The sequence below is a fragment of the Bacillus sp. B19-2 genome (assembly GCF_022832475.1).
Lineage (GTDB): Bacteria > Bacillota > Bacilli > Bacillales > Bacillaceae > Bacillus > Bacillus paralicheniformis.
The window spans coordinates 163692-178646 of the sequence record NZ_JALHKQ010000001.1; the positions used below are offsets into that span (position 1 = coordinate 163692).

Genomic DNA, 14955 nt, shown 5'->3' on the forward strand with positions numbered 1-14955 from the left:
GATTTGTCGGATGAATGCGGATGCGCTCAAAAAAATTCCTCCTTTTAGGAATGGTAAGTTTTTATAATTTTATGACAACTGAAGCCGCTGTTCAACCTTGCTGTCACGTTTTATAGAAGAAAAATGGCGGCAATCGTTGTGACAGTTAATCCGGCTGCTACAGGAATAAAGTTTTTTCTGGCAAGATCGAACGGGTCAACTTTACAAATCGCTGCAACCGGAATGAGCGCCCATGGCACAAGCGTACCACCGCCGACCCAAATGGCTGAGATTTGGCCGAGCGCGGTCAGAACGGTCGGGTTGCCGTCAACAGCCGCAGCAAACATCGAAGCGGCTGATCCGGCTAGAGAAATCCCTGAAAAACCGGAGCCGTCAAGACCGGTCACCGCTCCCGTGACAGTGAGCGCCACTGCGGCGAGTTCTGGAGAGAGCGGAACGCTGTGGGCAAAAGCTGAGCCGAGGTCCTGCACGATCCTATTAGAAAAACCGGGCATCTCGGCTGTCAGTACTTTTTCGAAACCCGCGTCGCCCAAGTAAAAAAAGGCGGCGATCGGAATGACGGGGGCAAACACTTTAAAGCCGAACTGAAATCCGCGAATGAAATAACCGGTGATTTTCTCAAGACGACGGTGTTTGTGGACGATAAAATGAATGAGAATCATGACGAAGACAGCCGTTCCTCCGACAAGCGCCGTCGCTTCGTCTCCTTGCAATTCCAGGATCAGCATCGCGGCGATATCCCCTAAAAAAATGACCGGAATCATCAGCGCGAGCCGTTTTCTTGGGGCCGGGGGAAGAAGCCATTCAGGCTCGCTTTGCCGCCGCTCACTGTTTGCCGCTCCTTGATTGCCTTTCTCTTTCCTGAGCATCAAAAAGGCTGCCGCCGTTGTCGAAAAGCCCATGATCAGGACGAGCGGAACGCTTGCAGACATCACTTCTGCAACGGACAGTCCGGCTGCATCTCCGGTCAATTTAGGTGCTGCCTGGATGATGTAATCACCTGATAGAGCGAAACCGTGACCGAACAAATTCATGGCGCACGCTACCGCTATCGGGGAGAGACCGGCTTTCAGCGCGGCAGGCAGGAGGACGGCGCCGATCAATGCGACAGCCGGGGAGGGCCAAAAAAATGAAGAAATGATAAACATTAAAGCTCCGGTGATCCAGTAGGCCAAGGCAGGACCTTTCATCCATTTGGCGATCGGAGTGACCATTGCTTCATTAACGCCGGTCTTTGCCAACAGTTCGCTCATCGAAACGGTAAAGCAGATGATGAAAATGGTCGGGAGAAGTTCTCCGGCGGCATAGATTAAGCTGTTGAACAGGCCCATCACAGAGGCAATGGCAGAATGGGTCGCCGCGAATGAAATGAAAAAAACCCCGGCAAGCGATATAAAGGTGGTATCAAGACGAAGAAGCATAAATGCGAGAATAGCAGCGATAAAGCCCAAATATATAAAGTGAATGGACGTTAATTCAATTTCCATTTCCCGATCCCCCCGTTAACATAGCCTCATACAGCTTATTCCTGGGCTGTCAGAGTGTGAAGGAAGGGCTCATTTCCTCGGAAATAAAAAAACTGCCTTAAAAGGCAGTTATTCGACAGAATGATACGAAGAAATATAGGATGGGCGGGAAAAAATCGTTCCGCCTTGGTTGATTCCAGCTGAAGATTCCTTCTTTTGATGGGCTTCGCCGAACGATTTGGAGCTTTTCCAGTCCTGAAATGACTGTTCTGTGTCCCACAGCGTCAGGACGATATACGTATCGCTGTCTTTTGGCCTCAGCACCCTGAGGGCTTTAAAACCGGGCTGATTTTCGATTTTTCCGGCTCTGTTTTTAAAACGGGTTTCGAAAAGCGGTCTTCCTTCCGGTGTGACAGGGATGTTGTTGAGGACGGCGAATCCGGAATGTTTCAAAGTTCCCGACTGATCGATGATTTCGTAGCGGTGCGGAGAATGAAAGACGCTTTCTCCGTCGGTTTCGTGAAAGAGAATGGCGGAATCGTGGCTTTTCATAAATAACATGTTTTCAAGACCGTGCTGTTTGGCGAGCTTTTTTAAAAACTCGACAGTTCCGTATGTAATGTAAAAATTCAATTTCATCACCCCTTTTTTGATAGTATAACAAAAGGACGATTTAAAATTCTATCTATTACCCGCTATAAATGCTGCAACATAATTTGAAGAAAAAATTCCCATACTAGCTATAGAAAGGAATGAGGTGACCATATGAGAAAGAGATTTTTCATTCCAATCATCATTACAGCGGCGATATTCCTTTTATCGTTAATCGGATATATTACGATTTTGTTTCTGGGGGATTATGTGATTGATGAAAAGAAACTGATTTTCCATGCTTCTTCTAAAATCGTCGACCAAAATGGAGAAGAAGTCGCAAGCCTCTATACCGAAAACAGAAGACCTGTTTCAATTGCCGAGGTGCCGGACGGCGTAAAAAATGCCTTTATCGCGGTTGAAGACAAGCGCTTTTATGAGCACCACGGCATCGATTTTAAATCGGTGAGCCGTGCGGTCTATAAAGATATATTAGCGGGAGGGAAAGTGGAAGGTGGAAGTACGATCACCCAGCAGCTTGCAAAAAACACTTTTTTAACACACGACAAAACGTTTTTAAGAAAAACGAAAGAAGTCATTATCGCGATCAACTTGGAGCGGGACTACAGCAAAGACAAGCTTTTGGAAATGTATTTGAACCAGCTTTATTTCGGGCACGGCGTCTATGGAATCCAGGCGGCGGCAAACTACTTTTTTAGCAAAGATGTGAAAGACTTGACGGTCAGTGAGGGAGCGGTGCTTGCTTCCATTCCTAAAGCGCCGTCCACGTATTCGCCCATTCTCAATCCGGAAAAAAGCCGTGAGCGGCGCAATGTCATTCTCGGCATGATGAATGAGCAGGGATATATCAGCTCAAAGGAAACCGTCAGAGCCCAAGGCAGCACATTGGGTCTCCATGTGAAAGAAAAATCAAAAAATCCGTGGCTTGACAGCTATATTGATCTGGTCATGAAAGAAGCAGAAGACAAATATTCGATTTCGAGCGAACAGCTTCTTCAAGGCGGATACACGATTAGTGTTCCGCTCGACATTTCGATTCAAAAAGCGGCTTACACGCTGATGAAGCAGGACGGCTATTTTCCCGGAACAGACAATAAAGCTGAAGGGAGCGCCGTTTTTATCGATAACCGGACAGGCGGCATAGTAGCCGCTCTCGGAGGCCGGGAATACGCTCCGAAAGGCTACAACAGGGCAACAGCCCCGCGTCAGCCCGGTTCGACGTTTAAACCGCTTGCCGTTTACGGCCCAGCTCTTGAAGAAAAGCGGTTCAAGCCGTACTCCATGCTTGAAGATAAACAGCTGTCATACGGCGGCTACTCGCCGAAAAACTATGACGGCCAGTATGAGGGCAAGGTCTCAATGGTGGATGCGCTGACTTACAGCAAAAACGCGCCTGCCGTATGGACGTTAAATGAGATCGGAATCGAAACGGTGAAGCCTTATCTCAGCCGCTTAGGCATGAACGTGCCGGATGAGGGCCTGGCATTGGGGCTGGGCGGCTTAGAGAAAGGAGTGTCGCCGCTTGAGATTGCCGGGGCATACCGGACCTTCGCAAATTCAGGACAATACACCGAGCCGTTCTTTATTAAAAAAATCACGGACGAAAACGGGGATGTCATATTCCGCCACGAGGAAAAATCAGAAAAGGTATTCAGCAAACACACAGCTTGGAACATGACGCGAATGCTGGAGGAGGTCGTGAAGAGCGGAACGGGAAAAGCAGGTGATTTTTCCGGAGAGATTGCAGGAAAAACGGGGTCGACCACGTATACCGGAAAAGAGGGCGGAACAAAAGATGCCTGGTTTGCGGGGTATACGCCCGAAGTAACGGGAGCTGTCTGGATGGGCTACGATAAAACGGATGAATCCCATTATTTAAAAGGCGGCAGCGCTTATCCGACAAGGCTGTTTAAAGACATTTTAAAACGCTCCAACCATAAGCCTGAACGATTTAAGGCGCCTGAAGGTGTAAAAGATCTGGACAGGCCGATCCGCCTCGAAGATCTGGAAAGTGTTAAAGCAGACTATTCCTTTACGCCGATGGGGCTGATTACGGTATCATTAAAATGGCATGAACAAGAGGATAAAAGAGTTGAATACCGAATATATGAAATGAAAAATGGAAAAGAAACGCTCATCGATACGGTTAAGGGGAAAGGAAGCTATTCAATCCCTTATGCAAACATCTTTTCCAATGCTTCCTATAAAATTGTTCCGTACAATCCGCAGACGAAAACAGAGGGGAAAGGGACTGATTATGTCGAACCGAAAGTGTTTCCTTCGGGGCATTAGGTACCCGAAATTCATCAATTTCTTGAACAATAAGTCTCATGAGTATACCGTTCAATAAAAAAACGGTATATTGGAAGGAGTAATTTTGCGAACGTATGGTTGCAGCTTGAAAGGTGGATATCATGATGAAAAACGACAAGGCTTTTAATGACACATTCTTAAAAGCATGCCGAGGAGAAAAGGCCGCCCATGTACCGGTATGGTACATGAGGCAGGCCGGAAGATCACAGCCTGAGTACAGAGCGCTCAAGGAAAAGTACGGACTGTTTGACATTACCCATCAGCCCGAATTGTGCGCCTATGTGACAAGACTGCCCGTCGAACAGTACGGTGTCGATGCGGCAATACTTTATAAAGACATAATGACACCGCTTCCAGGTATTGGCGTTGACGTCGAAATTAAAAACGGCATCGGTCCTGTCATCGATCAGCCGGTTACATCTCTCACAGATGTTGAAAAACTCGGCGAACTCGAGCCGGAGGAGCATATTCCATATGTGCTGGAGACGATCAGGCTCTTGACAGAAGAACAGCTGAACGTTCCGCTGATCGGCTTTACAGGAGCGCCGTTTACACTGGCCAGCTATATGATCGAAGGCGGCCCGTCCAAAAACTACAATAAAACAAAAGCGTTTATGTACAGCCAGCCTGCTGCATGGGATCTCTTGATGAATAAGCTCGGGAAGATGGCGGCTGTATACGTCAAAGCCCAAATCCGCGCCGGCGCCAAAGCCATTCAAGTGTTCGATTCATGGGTCGGCGCGCTGAATGCCGGTGATTACTGCCGCTATATCAAGCCGACGATGGACATTCTTTTCAAAGAGCTGAAAAAAGAAGGCGTGCCGCTGATTATGTTCGGAGTCGGCGCAAGCCACCTTGCGACTGAATGGCACGATCTTGACCTCGACGTCGTCGGGTTGGACTGGCGGATGAGCGTGCAGGAAGCCAGGGATAAAGGGCTGACAAAAACGCTTCAGGGGAATTTGGACCCTTCGATCCTGCTTGCCCCGTGGGAAGTCATTGAAGAGAGGACGAAAGCCATTCTCGATCAGGGCATGCAGACGGACCGGTTTATTTTCAACCTCGGTCACGGGATTTTTCCCGAAGTCAGTCCAGACACACTGAAAAAATTGACGGCATTTGTTCATGAGTATTCCGCCTCAAAAAAATCGAGCCTGATCACATGAGCATTTCAGTTGGTCTTTTCAATATAAACTGTCAAAATACGTATAGATCATGATCTTTAAAGAGGTGTTCACGTTGGGTAAAAAGAAAATGGGGCTTCTTGTGATGGCGTATGGGACGCCGTACAAAGAGGAAGACATTGAACGTTATTATACACACATCAGAAGAGGCAGGAAGCCTGAGCCTGACATGCTGCAGGACTTAAAAGACCGCTATAAGGCGATCGGCGGAATTTCTCCGCTTGCAAAGATCACGCAAGAGCAGACGAAGCAGCTTGAAAAACGCTTAAACGAGCTTCAGGATGATGTGGTATTCAAGTCATATATCGGTCTCAAACATATCGAACCTTTCATTGAGGATGCCGTTCAGGAGATGCATAAAGCCGGGATTACAGAAGCCGTCAGCATCGTGCTCGCGCCCCATTTCTCCACCTTCAGCGTACAGTCGTACAACAAGCGGGCGAAAGACGAGGCTGAAAAGCTCGGCGGATTGTCGATCACATCGATCAACAGCTGGTATGATGAGCCGAAATTCATCGCATATTGGGCGGATCAAGTGAGAAAAACCTATGACGAAATGCCTTCGGAAGAAAGGGAAAACGCCGTCTTGATTGTTTCGGCGCACAGCCTTCCCGAAAAGATCGTCGAAATGGGTGATCCATATCCTGAACAGCTTAAAGAATCAGCGAAGCTGATTGCCGAAGCGGCGGGTGTAAAAGATTACGCCGTCGGCTGGCAAAGCGAAGGAAACACCCCTGATCCGTGGCTTGGGCCGGATGTTCAGGATTTGACGCGCGACTTGTCAGAGCAAAAAGGGTACAGCGCTTTTGTTTATGCTCCCGTCGGCTTCGTAGCCGACCATTTGGAAGTTCTTTATGACAACGACTATGAATGCAAAGTCGTCACGGACGATATCGGAGCAAGCTATTACAGACCTGAAATGCCGAATGCAAAACATGAGTTTATCGATGCTTTAGCAGATGTTGTATTAAAACAATTGGAGAAAGAACAGTAAAGAAGGCGATTGTAAATGAGTGGAGAACGCAGGCAGATTGTCATCATCGGCGGCGGTATTACCGGATTGGCCGCCGCCTTCTACTTGGAGAAGGAAATCAAAAAGAACGATCTCCCGGCCGAAGTCACGCTTGTTGAAGCAAGTCCGAGACTGGGCGGAAAGATACAGACGGTACACAAAGACGGCTATGTGATTGAACGGGGGCCGGATTCATTTTTGGAACGGAAGCAAAGCGCACCTCAGCTCGTGAAGGATCTCGGGCTGGAGCACTTGCTCGTGAACAACGCTACAGGCCAGTCTTATGTTCTTGTCAGCGAAACGCTTTATCCGATTCCAGAAGGAGCCGTGATGGGGGTGCCGACAAAAATCGGACCTTTTCTGACAACCGGCTTGTTTTCCTTGCCGGGGAAGTTGAGAGCCGGAATGGATTTGCTGCTTCCGGCGAGCAAGCCGCAGGAAGACCAGTCGCTCGGAGAATTTTTCAGAAGACGCGTCGGCGGTGAAGTGGTGGAGAACCTGATCGAACCGCTTTTGTCAGGCATTTATGCCGGGGACATTGACCGCCTCAGTCTGATGTCGACTTTCCCGCAATTCTACCAGACAGAACAGAAGTACAGAAGCTTGATCATCGGGATGAAAAAATCGCGCGGCGCCCAGAGCGCCAAAAAGCCTGCAAACAAAAAGAAAGGCCAGTTCCAGACGGTGAAAACCGGCCTGCAGACGATTGTTGAAGAACTGGAAAAGCAGCTCGATATCACAAAGGTTTATAAAGGCACAAAGGTTGTCAGCATTGAGCGCGCGGGCTCGGGCTACAGCATGAAGCTTGACAACGGCAAGCTGCTTCACGCCGATTCGGCCGTGGTCACCGCTCCCCATAAAGCAGCTGCCGCGATGTTTCCCAAAGCGGATTGGCTGAAGGGTTTAGAAGATATGGTGTCAACATCTGTCGCCAATGTGGCGCTCGGATTTCCGGAAGAAGCCGTCCAAATGGAGCATCAAGGAACAGGCTTTGTCATTTCAAGAAACAGCGACTTTTCGATTACGGCGTGCACTTGGACAAACAAAAAATGGCCGAGTACAACGCCTGAAGGAAAAATCCTGTTAAGGGCTTATGTGGGGAAAGCCGGCGATGAGTCCGTTGTCGAACAGTCGGATAACGAGATGGTGAAAATCGTCCTCGACGATTTAAAACGGATTATGAAGATCGACGGTGAGCCGGAAATGACCTGCATCACAAGATGGCATGAAGCGATGCCGCAATACCATGTCGGCCATAAGAAAAGAATGAAAGAGATCAGGGAAGGGTTACAGGCGTCATATCCGGGCGTTTTCATGACGGGGGCCTCTTTTGAAGGGGTCGGCATTCCGGATTGCATCGACCAAGGCAAGCAGGCCGTAGCCGATGTACTCTCACACCTTTTCGAATAAAGAAGAGCAAATAAAGCTGTCCGAATCCATTCGGCGGCTTTTTTTATTTTCACTCTTTTTACAGCTTTCATCATTTTAAAGTTTGTTTATGGAAAAGATAACATTTAAATTATTGCATTTTATATTCAGGTGTGTTACATTACTTTTTGTACTTACTGACCAAAATGTTCAAATAGTCAATTTCGGGGTGAGAAACCGTGAGCAAAGATCGAAAAGCACTGATTTTAGAAGCGGCGACAAAATCGTTTACACAATTCGGCTACAAAGCGACGACGATGGATCTGGTGGCGAAGCTTGCCAATGTCGGCAAAGGTACGATTTATACTTTTTTCAAGAATAAAGAGGAACTGTTCGACGACATTTTCTCTTCGCTTCTGATTGAAATGAAGCAAACGGCTGATCAAGCGATTGATCCTGATCTGCCTTTTCACGAAAATGCCCATCGCGCGATGATGGCGATATTGGAGTACAGAAAGAAGCACCAGCTGACCATTAAAATCTTTCAGGAAGGTGCGGAGCTCGGCACACCGGCGGCCCGCGAAGTAATTGAAAAGCTGGAACGCATGGTCGTCAGCTATATTAAGAGAAAGATTAAAGAAGCGATTAAAAATGACGATATTAGACCGTGTGACCCCGAGCTGAACGCGTTTGTCATCTTCAAGCTTTACATCGCGCTCATCTTTGACTGGGAAAAAAACCATAAACCGCTGAAAGATGAAGAGTTGGCAGAGATGCTGAAAATGTATATTTTAAAAGGATTATCTCGTTAGATTATCCTTTCTTTGTTTAAAGGGGTGCTTATCCGCATAGAGAGCGGCTACTAACTAGGAGGCGTATCAACATGAATGTTTTCAAAAACCAGTGGAGAGAACTGATAACCAATAAAAAACTACTGATATCCGTGATCGGGGTTCTCTTTATACCGCTGATTTACAGCAGCATATTTTTGGCGGCGTACTGGGACCCATACGGAAACGTCGATCAGCTCCCCGTAGCGGTTGTGAATTCCGACAAGGGAACGACATATGAAGGAAAAGACCTTCACATCGGCGACGACCTTGTCAAAGAACTGAAAAAAAACGATAAATTCGACTGGCATTTTACGACGAAGGAAAAAGCGCTGAAAGGCTTGCAAAATGAGGAATACTACATGGTTGTAGAAATTCCTGAAAACTTTTCGAAGGATGCCAGCACGGTGATGGATAAACATCCGAAAAAGCTGAATCTGATTTATCATACTAACGCCGGACGAAACTATGTCGGCGCCCAGATCAGCGATAAAGCGATTGAACAGCTTCAGCGTTCAATCGGTTCTGAAATCACGGAGCAATATGCTGAAGTCATCTTTGACAATTTCGGCAAAATCGCAAAAGGTCTCGGTGAAGCAAGCGAAGGTGCCGGAAAACTGGATAAAGGACTGAAAGATGCGAAAGAAGGAAGCGAAACGCTGAAAAAGAACCTTGAAAAGCTTGCGAAAAGCCAAATTCAGTTCAACAAAGACGGAATGGAGAAGTTCGGCGCGGCATTCAATACGCTGAACGACAAAATTCATGAACTTGATTCAGGACTTGCGCAATTTTTGGAAAAAAGCGGCCAGCTGCACAGCGGTGCTCAACAGCTCCAACAAGGCATGCCTCAGATTGTGGCGGGATTGGAGCAGATGAATGAAAAAGCGCAGATGATAAGCAAACTAGAAGAAGCCATTTCAAATGAAAAGATTCAGCAGCTTGAAACGGCGCTTTCAAACGCCGAAAAGGCGAAAAAAGAAATCAGCCAAATTTCAAAAAATATTGATGAGCTTGAAGCCGCATTGAAAAACCAGCACAGTGAAGTCAAACAAATTATTGAATCCAGCAACATGCTGACACAAGAACAGAAAGCCGCGCTTATGAAACAAGTCGATGAAAAAATAGGAACGGTGAAGCTGCCTGAGTTTGACAAGTTGAAAGCGCAAATTCCGGATGTCAGCCAACTTCCCGATTTATCCGGGCTGAAACAGAAGCTCGAGGAATTGAAGCAAGTTCCTTCGAATGTGAATAAGCTTTATAAAGGATCGCAGAAGGTTCAGCAAGGGCTCGATGCGCTGACAAACGGTTTGGGTGCTTACAACGAAAAATTCGCGGAGGCGAAAAGCGGATCATCCAAAATCGCCGAAGGCAGCCAGACGTTAGTCGGGAAGTTCGGCGATCTGCAAAGCGCGGCTGATAAACTGAAAGACGGTTCTTCCAAGCTTGCAGAAGGAGCTAAATCTCTTGATGAAGGTCTTGGCAAGCTGTCTAACGGAAGCGGGGAGCTGTTTGACAAGCTGTCTGACGCTGCCGATCAGACCGGCGATATTCAAGCGGGAGACGAAAACTACAATATGTTCTCAGATCCCGTCGATGTGAAAGGCGATAAAATCGATCCGGTTTCCAACTACGGAACAGGATTAACCCCGTATATTTTGTCGCTCGGCTTGTTCGTCGGTGCATTAATGATCACCGTCGTCTTCGATGTGAAAGAACCGGCCGTCCGGCCTGAATCAGCTTTCGGCTGGTTTATGAGCAAATTCAGCGTACTTTTTGCAGTGGGAATTCTTCAAGCAGCTATCGCGTGCACGATCATTCTCTCTGGCATCGGGCTTGAAGTGCAAAGTGTCTGGAGATTTTATGTGTTCAGTATGATCATGAGCATTACATGTCTTGCGATCATTCAGTTTTTGGCTGCGACCATGGGAAATCCGGGACGTTTCATTGCCGTCATTCTGCTCGTGCTTCAGCTTGGAGGAAGCGGAGGAACATTCCCTCTTGCACTTGTTCCTAAGTTCTTCCAAGTCATCCATTCCGCACTGCCGATGACCTACAGCATTGCGGGATACAGAGCGGTGATTTCAAGCGGAGACTACGCGTATATGTGGGAGCAGGCTGCCGTGCTCGGCGGTGTTGCGATCGTCATGATGGCCTTGACGCTGATTTATTTTAAAGTGCTGCTGAGAAAAGGAAAAATTGAAGAGCAGCACGCATAAAAGAAAAACATCTTTTCAAGCCCGGCAAGGGCAAGAAAAGATGTTTTTTTTGAAATCAGGAAGCTGGCGCGCCCCATTTTACAATCAGTCCCGTATATGTAAGACCTCCGCCGAAACCGAACAGAATCAAGGTATCGCCCTCTTTCAACTTTCCGTTCTTGACGGCTTCATCAAGGGCGAGAACGATTGATACGGATGAGGTGTTGCCAAACCATTCGACGCTCGTCAGCGCTTTTTCGAGTGGAATTCCGGTTTTTTCGCAAATTGATTCGACCATTCGCAAATTCGCGCTGTGCGGGACGAACCAATCGATATCTTTCAGCTCCATTTCAGCTTGGGTAAGCAGCTTTTTGACGCCTTCGGGAATGGACCTGACCGCCCACTTATACACTTCGCGGCCGTTTTGAACCATTTTTCCTTCACCTGAGAGCGGCTCCCCTTTAAGGTCGCTTCGCAAGCCGGTTCTGTATAAATGGCGGGCTCCGTCACCTTTCGTATCCTGGGCAAAAGTAATGAAGCTTGGGGCTTTGTCGTCCCGTTCGACAAGCAGGGCGCCCGCCCCGTCGCCGAACAAAATGCAAGACGCGCGGTCTGTGTAGTCGGTTGTTTTTGATAAAGTTTCACCGCTGATCACAAGAATTTTGCTATGCAGTCCGGAAGTGATCAGGCCGTTGGCGATATGCAATCCGTATGTTAATCCCGCGCAAGTCGCATTTACATCGACCGCGCCGACTTCGTTCCATCCGAAGTGCTCCTGAACCTGGCATGCCGTGCTTGGAAAAGCATAGTCCGCCGTTGTGGTAGAGACGATGATCATGTCAATATCGTCAAGCGTGCCGTTGTATCTGCTTTGTAGATTTTCAACGGCCTTTATGCAAAGATCTGATGTGAATTCGTGACTTCCCGCGATTCGCCTTTCTTTCATTCCTGTCCGCTGAACGATCCATTCATCAGAAGTATCGACGATCTTTTCAAAGTCTGTGTTTGTCATGCGCTTTTCGGGAACATAGGTTCCTATGGCGGAAATTCGCGCTTTTGATAAAGTTTTCATGAAATTCACTCTCCTTTTTTTTATTATAACACCTAGTATTAGTATCTGGTACTAAAATATTGATCTGATGTATACTATAAACATCACAAGTTGGGAGGAATGAAATATGTCAGGACAGAAAACCCTGGAGCTCATCAAGGAGCTCGTCTCGATCCCGAGCCCTACCGGAAATACGTATGACATCATAGACTATATCAATCGCCTATTACAGGAAGAAGGAGTCGAAACAAAGTTTAACCGTAAGGGCGGCCTGATCGCGACGATACCGGGCCGCGACAAATCCCGGCACCGGATGCTCACCGCTCATGTCGATACCCTCGGCGCGATGGTGAAAGAGATTAAACCGAACGGAAGGCTGAAAATTGACTTAATCGGGGGGTTCAATTACAACTCGATTGAAGGCGAGTATTGCAAAATTGAAACAGCATCAGGGAAAACATACACCGGCACGATCTTAATGCATCAGACATCAGTGCATGTTTACAAAGACGCCGGAAAAGCCGAGCGGAACCAGAAGAATATGGAGGTCCGCATTGACGAACCGGTCCGCAGTGAAGAAGAAACTCGGGCGCTCGGCATCAATGTCGGCGATTTTATCTCCTTCGATCCGCGCGTTGAGATCACACCGAGCGGGTTTATCAAATCGCGTCATCTTGATGATAAAGCAAGCGTCGCCCTCCTCATCGAGCTGATCAGAACGATCAACACAGAAGGGGTGACACTGCCTTACACGACACATTTTTTAATTTCCAACAATGAAGAAATCGGTTATGGCGGCAACTCCAATATCCCGCCTGAAACGGTGGAATATTTGGCTGTTGATATGGGAGCGATCGGCGATGGGCAGTCAACCGACGAATATACGGTATCCATTTGTGTGAAAGATGCCAGCGGGCCTTATCACTACAGGCTTCGAAAGCGTCTGACCGCTCTTTGTGAAACACACGGAATCGAGTATAAGCTTGATATATACCCGTATTACGGCTCAGATGCTTCAGCAGCCGTCAAAGCGGGCCATGATATCGTCCACGGGCTGATCGGCCCGGGAATTGACGCATCCCATGCGTTTGAAAGGACGCATCAATCGTCCTTGGAGCAGACGGCAAAGCTGCTGTATCATTATGTCCTGTCTGACATGGCATAAAAAAGCTCCCAAAGGATCCCGGTCCCTTGGGAGTAAAAAAAGAGTGGAAGTCATCGATCCGTAAAGGATGACGTTTACTTACCAGTAATCATAGTGTTTTTTCTTTTTGCAGTGATCATAGTGGTCATACTTTTTGTAGTCATAGTCGTAATCATACTTCTTATAGCATGGATAATAGTAGTAATAATAGTAGTAGTAGTATTTCTTGCAGTCGTGGTCTTTCTTGTGGTAGTCATAGTAATAATCTTTCTTGCAATGGTCATGGTAATAATACATTAAACTTCCCTCCAGTTTTCTTTTCTAATTTAACTACAGTACATCGTATGTAAAGGAAAGGAAGTTGTTTGGACAGGTTTCTTGAGCAAAATGCATATTTTAAAAAAACGTATGTTTCTCCAAAAGCGGGAAACATACGTTTTTTTGCGAGCTGTCAGCCGGATACTTCTATATCTGCCGGCTCCCTTTGATTTAAGACGGCCTGTCCTTTAACGGCGTCATATTCACCTTCCCATTTTGACATGACCACAGCGGCAAGAGCGTTTCCGGTCAGGTTGACGACCGTTCTCGCCATGTCCATAATCCGGTCGACTCCGGCAATGAAGGCCAGCCCTTCAGCAGGAACGCCGATCGTGCCCAGAGTCGCAAGAAGAACGACGAATGATGTGCCGGGAACGGCAGCCATTCCTTTAGAAGTGACCATCAGAACAAGGATGAGCGTGAGCTGCTGTCCAATGGACAGATCGATGCCGTAGACCTGCGCCAAAAACAGCGCCGCGATCGCCTGATACAGGACAGAGCCGTCAAGGTTAAATGTGTAGCCGATCGGAATGACAAACGACACAATGCCTTTCGGACAGCCGATTTTCTCCATTTTTTCCATGACGCGCGGAAGCACAGTTTCAGAGCTTGATGTACTGTACGCAAGAAGAAGCTCATCTTTCATATAGGCCAAAAATTTAAATATATTGATACCGCACAGCTTGCCGACGATCCCAAAAATGACAATCAGGAAGAAAGCAAGAGCAAGATAGACAAGCAAAACGAGCTTTCCTAATGATAAAAGCGAAGAAAAACCAAATTTTGAAACCGTTACACCAATTAAAGCAAAAACGCCGAACGGCGCGAATTTCATGACGATGTTCACGACGTGGAACATGGCTTGAGACGTTGCCTCAAAAAAGGAGAGCACAGGCTTGCCTTTTTCGCCTATGGCTGACACTCCGAGTGCGAACAGAACAGTGAAACAAATGATCGCAAGCAGATCGCCTTCAGCGAGCGATTGGAAAAAGTTTGTCGGCACAATGTGCAGGAACGTGTCTGCGACAGATTTGGTGCTTGCCGCTTTTTCCGTTTCTACATATTGGCTGATATCCTGTTTTTCAGCACCAGAAAAGTTTACGCCGTGTCCAGGCTGAATGATATTTCCAAGGAGCAGTCCGAGCACGATCGCAAAAGTCGTAATGATTTCAAAGTACAGAATCGTCCGAAAACCGAGCCTGCCGACCTTTTTGCCGCTGCCGGCCCCTGCAACCCCGACAATTAAGCTTGAAACGACAATAGGAATCACAATCATTTTGATTAATCTTAAGAACAAATCACCGACGGGCTGCAGATACGTTGCGACTGCAGGGTTTCCGAACCAAATCGCTCCTGCTGCAACACCTAAAATCAGCCCGAGGAAAATTTGTGTGGCTAATCCGAATTTAAGTCTTTTCATAGATGCCCTCCCAACGCATGCTTAATTTTATACTAGAATATT

12 protein-coding genes are annotated in these 14955 nt (G+C 47.3%); 7 read left to right on the forward strand and 5 right to left on the reverse strand.

Annotated elements, in window-relative coordinates:
- Positions 1-110: 110 nt before the first annotated feature.
- Together MST20_RS00915 and MST20_RS00920 are read right to left on the reverse strand one after the other, a co-directional pair.
- The gene (locus MST20_RS00915) at positions 111-1487 is read right to left on the reverse strand and encodes a hypothetical protein (protein ID WP_243939416.1); all 1377 of its coding nucleotides are present in this window, start codon (positions 1485-1487) and stop codon (positions 111-113) included.
- 108 nt (positions 1488-1595) lie between these two features.
- Positions 1596-2099 (reverse strand): antibiotic biosynthesis monooxygenase family protein, encoded by a 504-nt coding sequence (locus MST20_RS00920; protein ID WP_243939418.1) that lies wholly within the window; start codon positions 2097-2099, stop codon positions 1596-1598.
- A 132-nt stretch (positions 2100-2231) separates the two neighbouring features.
- On the opposite strand from MST20_RS00920, the gene MST20_RS00925 reads away from it, so the two are divergent.
- The 6 genes from MST20_RS00925 (at position 2232) to MST20_RS00950 (ending at position 11001) form a co-directional block, all read left to right on the forward strand.
- Positions 2232-4370: a transglycosylase domain-containing protein gene (locus MST20_RS00925; RefSeq protein ID WP_243939420.1), complete on the forward strand. Its 2139-nt coding sequence runs from the start codon at positions 2232-2234 to the stop codon at positions 4368-4370.
- 125 nt (positions 4371-4495) lie between these two features.
- Positions 4496-5557 (forward strand): uroporphyrinogen decarboxylase, encoded by a 1062-nt coding sequence (hemE, locus tag MST20_RS00930; RefSeq protein ID WP_243939422.1) that lies wholly within the window; start codon positions 4496-4498, stop codon positions 5555-5557.
- A 73-nt stretch (positions 5558-5630) separates the two neighbouring features.
- On the forward strand, positions 5631-6569 hold the full coding sequence (gene hemH / locus MST20_RS00935) for a ferrochelatase (protein WP_243939424.1): 939 nt from the start codon (positions 5631-5633) through the stop codon (positions 6567-6569).
- 15 nt (positions 6570-6584) lie between these two features.
- On the forward strand, positions 6585-7997 hold the full coding sequence (hemY, locus tag MST20_RS00940; RefSeq protein WP_243939426.1) for a protoporphyrinogen oxidase: 1413 nt from the start codon (positions 6585-6587) through the stop codon (positions 7995-7997).
- A gap of 197 nt (positions 7998-8194) precedes the next feature.
- Positions 8195-8767 carry a TetR/AcrR family transcriptional regulator gene (locus tag MST20_RS00945; protein WP_165426556.1) on the forward strand — a complete coding sequence of 191 codons (573 nt, stop codon included), beginning with the start codon at positions 8195-8197 and terminating at the stop codon, positions 8765-8767.
- A gap of 71 nt (positions 8768-8838) precedes the next feature.
- Positions 8839-11001: a YhgE/Pip domain-containing protein gene (locus tag MST20_RS00950; protein WP_243939428.1), complete on the forward strand. Its 2163-nt coding sequence runs from the start codon at positions 8839-8841 to the stop codon at positions 10999-11001.
- A gap of 55 nt (positions 11002-11056) precedes the next feature.
- Here MST20_RS00950 and MST20_RS00955 read toward each other — a convergent pair whose 3' ends face one another.
- A complete protein-coding gene (locus MST20_RS00955) occupies positions 11057-12052 on the reverse strand; it encodes a ketoacyl-ACP synthase III (RefSeq protein ID WP_243939430.1) in 996 nt (331 codons plus the stop codon).
- 106 nt (positions 12053-12158) lie between these two features.
- Here MST20_RS00955 and MST20_RS00960 point away from each other — a divergent pair, with 106 nt between their 5' ends.
- The gene (locus tag MST20_RS00960) at positions 12159-13196 is read left to right on the forward strand and encodes a M42 family metallopeptidase (protein WP_243939432.1); all 1038 of its coding nucleotides are present in this window, start codon (positions 12159-12161) and stop codon (positions 13194-13196) included.
- A 78-nt stretch (positions 13197-13274) separates the two neighbouring features.
- Here the strand turns inward: MST20_RS00960 and MST20_RS00965 are convergent, their stop codons facing one another.
- A complete protein-coding gene (locus MST20_RS00965) occupies positions 13275-13472 on the reverse strand; it encodes a hypothetical protein (protein WP_243939434.1) in 198 nt (65 codons plus the stop codon).
- A 154-nt stretch (positions 13473-13626) separates the two neighbouring features.
- On the reverse strand, positions 13627-14913 hold the full coding sequence (locus MST20_RS00970) for a cation:dicarboxylate symporter family transporter (RefSeq protein WP_165426561.1): 1287 nt from the start codon (positions 14911-14913) through the stop codon (positions 13627-13629).
- Positions 14914-14955 lie beyond the last annotated feature (42 nt).

Bases quoted from the DNA above. Each gene is read 5' to 3' on its own strand.
- MST20_RS00970 (WP_165426561.1), bottom strand. From the start codon at position 14,913: ATGAAAAGACTTAAATTCGGATTAGCCACACAAATTTTCCTCGGGCTG.
- MST20_RS00955 (WP_243939430.1), bottom strand. From the start codon at position 12,052: ATGAAAACTTTATCAAAAGCGCGAATTTCCGCCATAGGAACCTATGTT.
- MST20_RS00965 (WP_243939434.1), bottom strand. From the start codon at position 13,472: ATGTATTATTACCATGACCATTGCAAGAAAGATTATTACTATGACTAC.
- MST20_RS00915 (WP_243939416.1), bottom strand. From the start codon at position 1,487: ATGGAAATTGAATTAACGTCCATTCACTTTATATATTTGGGCTTTATC.
- hemE (WP_243939422.1), top strand. From the start codon at position 4,496: ATGAAAAACGACAAGGCTTTTAATGACACATTCTTAAAAGCATGCCGA.
- MST20_RS00950 (WP_243939428.1), top strand. From the start codon at position 8,839: ATGAATGTTTTCAAAAACCAGTGGAGAGAACTGATAACCAATAAAAAA.
- hemY (WP_243939426.1), top strand. From the start codon at position 6,585: ATGAGTGGAGAACGCAGGCAGATTGTCATCATCGGCGGCGGTATTACC.
- MST20_RS00960 (WP_243939432.1), top strand. From the start codon at position 12,159: ATGTCAGGACAGAAAACCCTGGAGCTCATCAAGGAGCTCGTCTCGATC.
- MST20_RS00925 (WP_243939420.1), top strand. From the start codon at position 2,232: ATGAGAAAGAGATTTTTCATTCCAATCATCATTACAGCGGCGATATTC.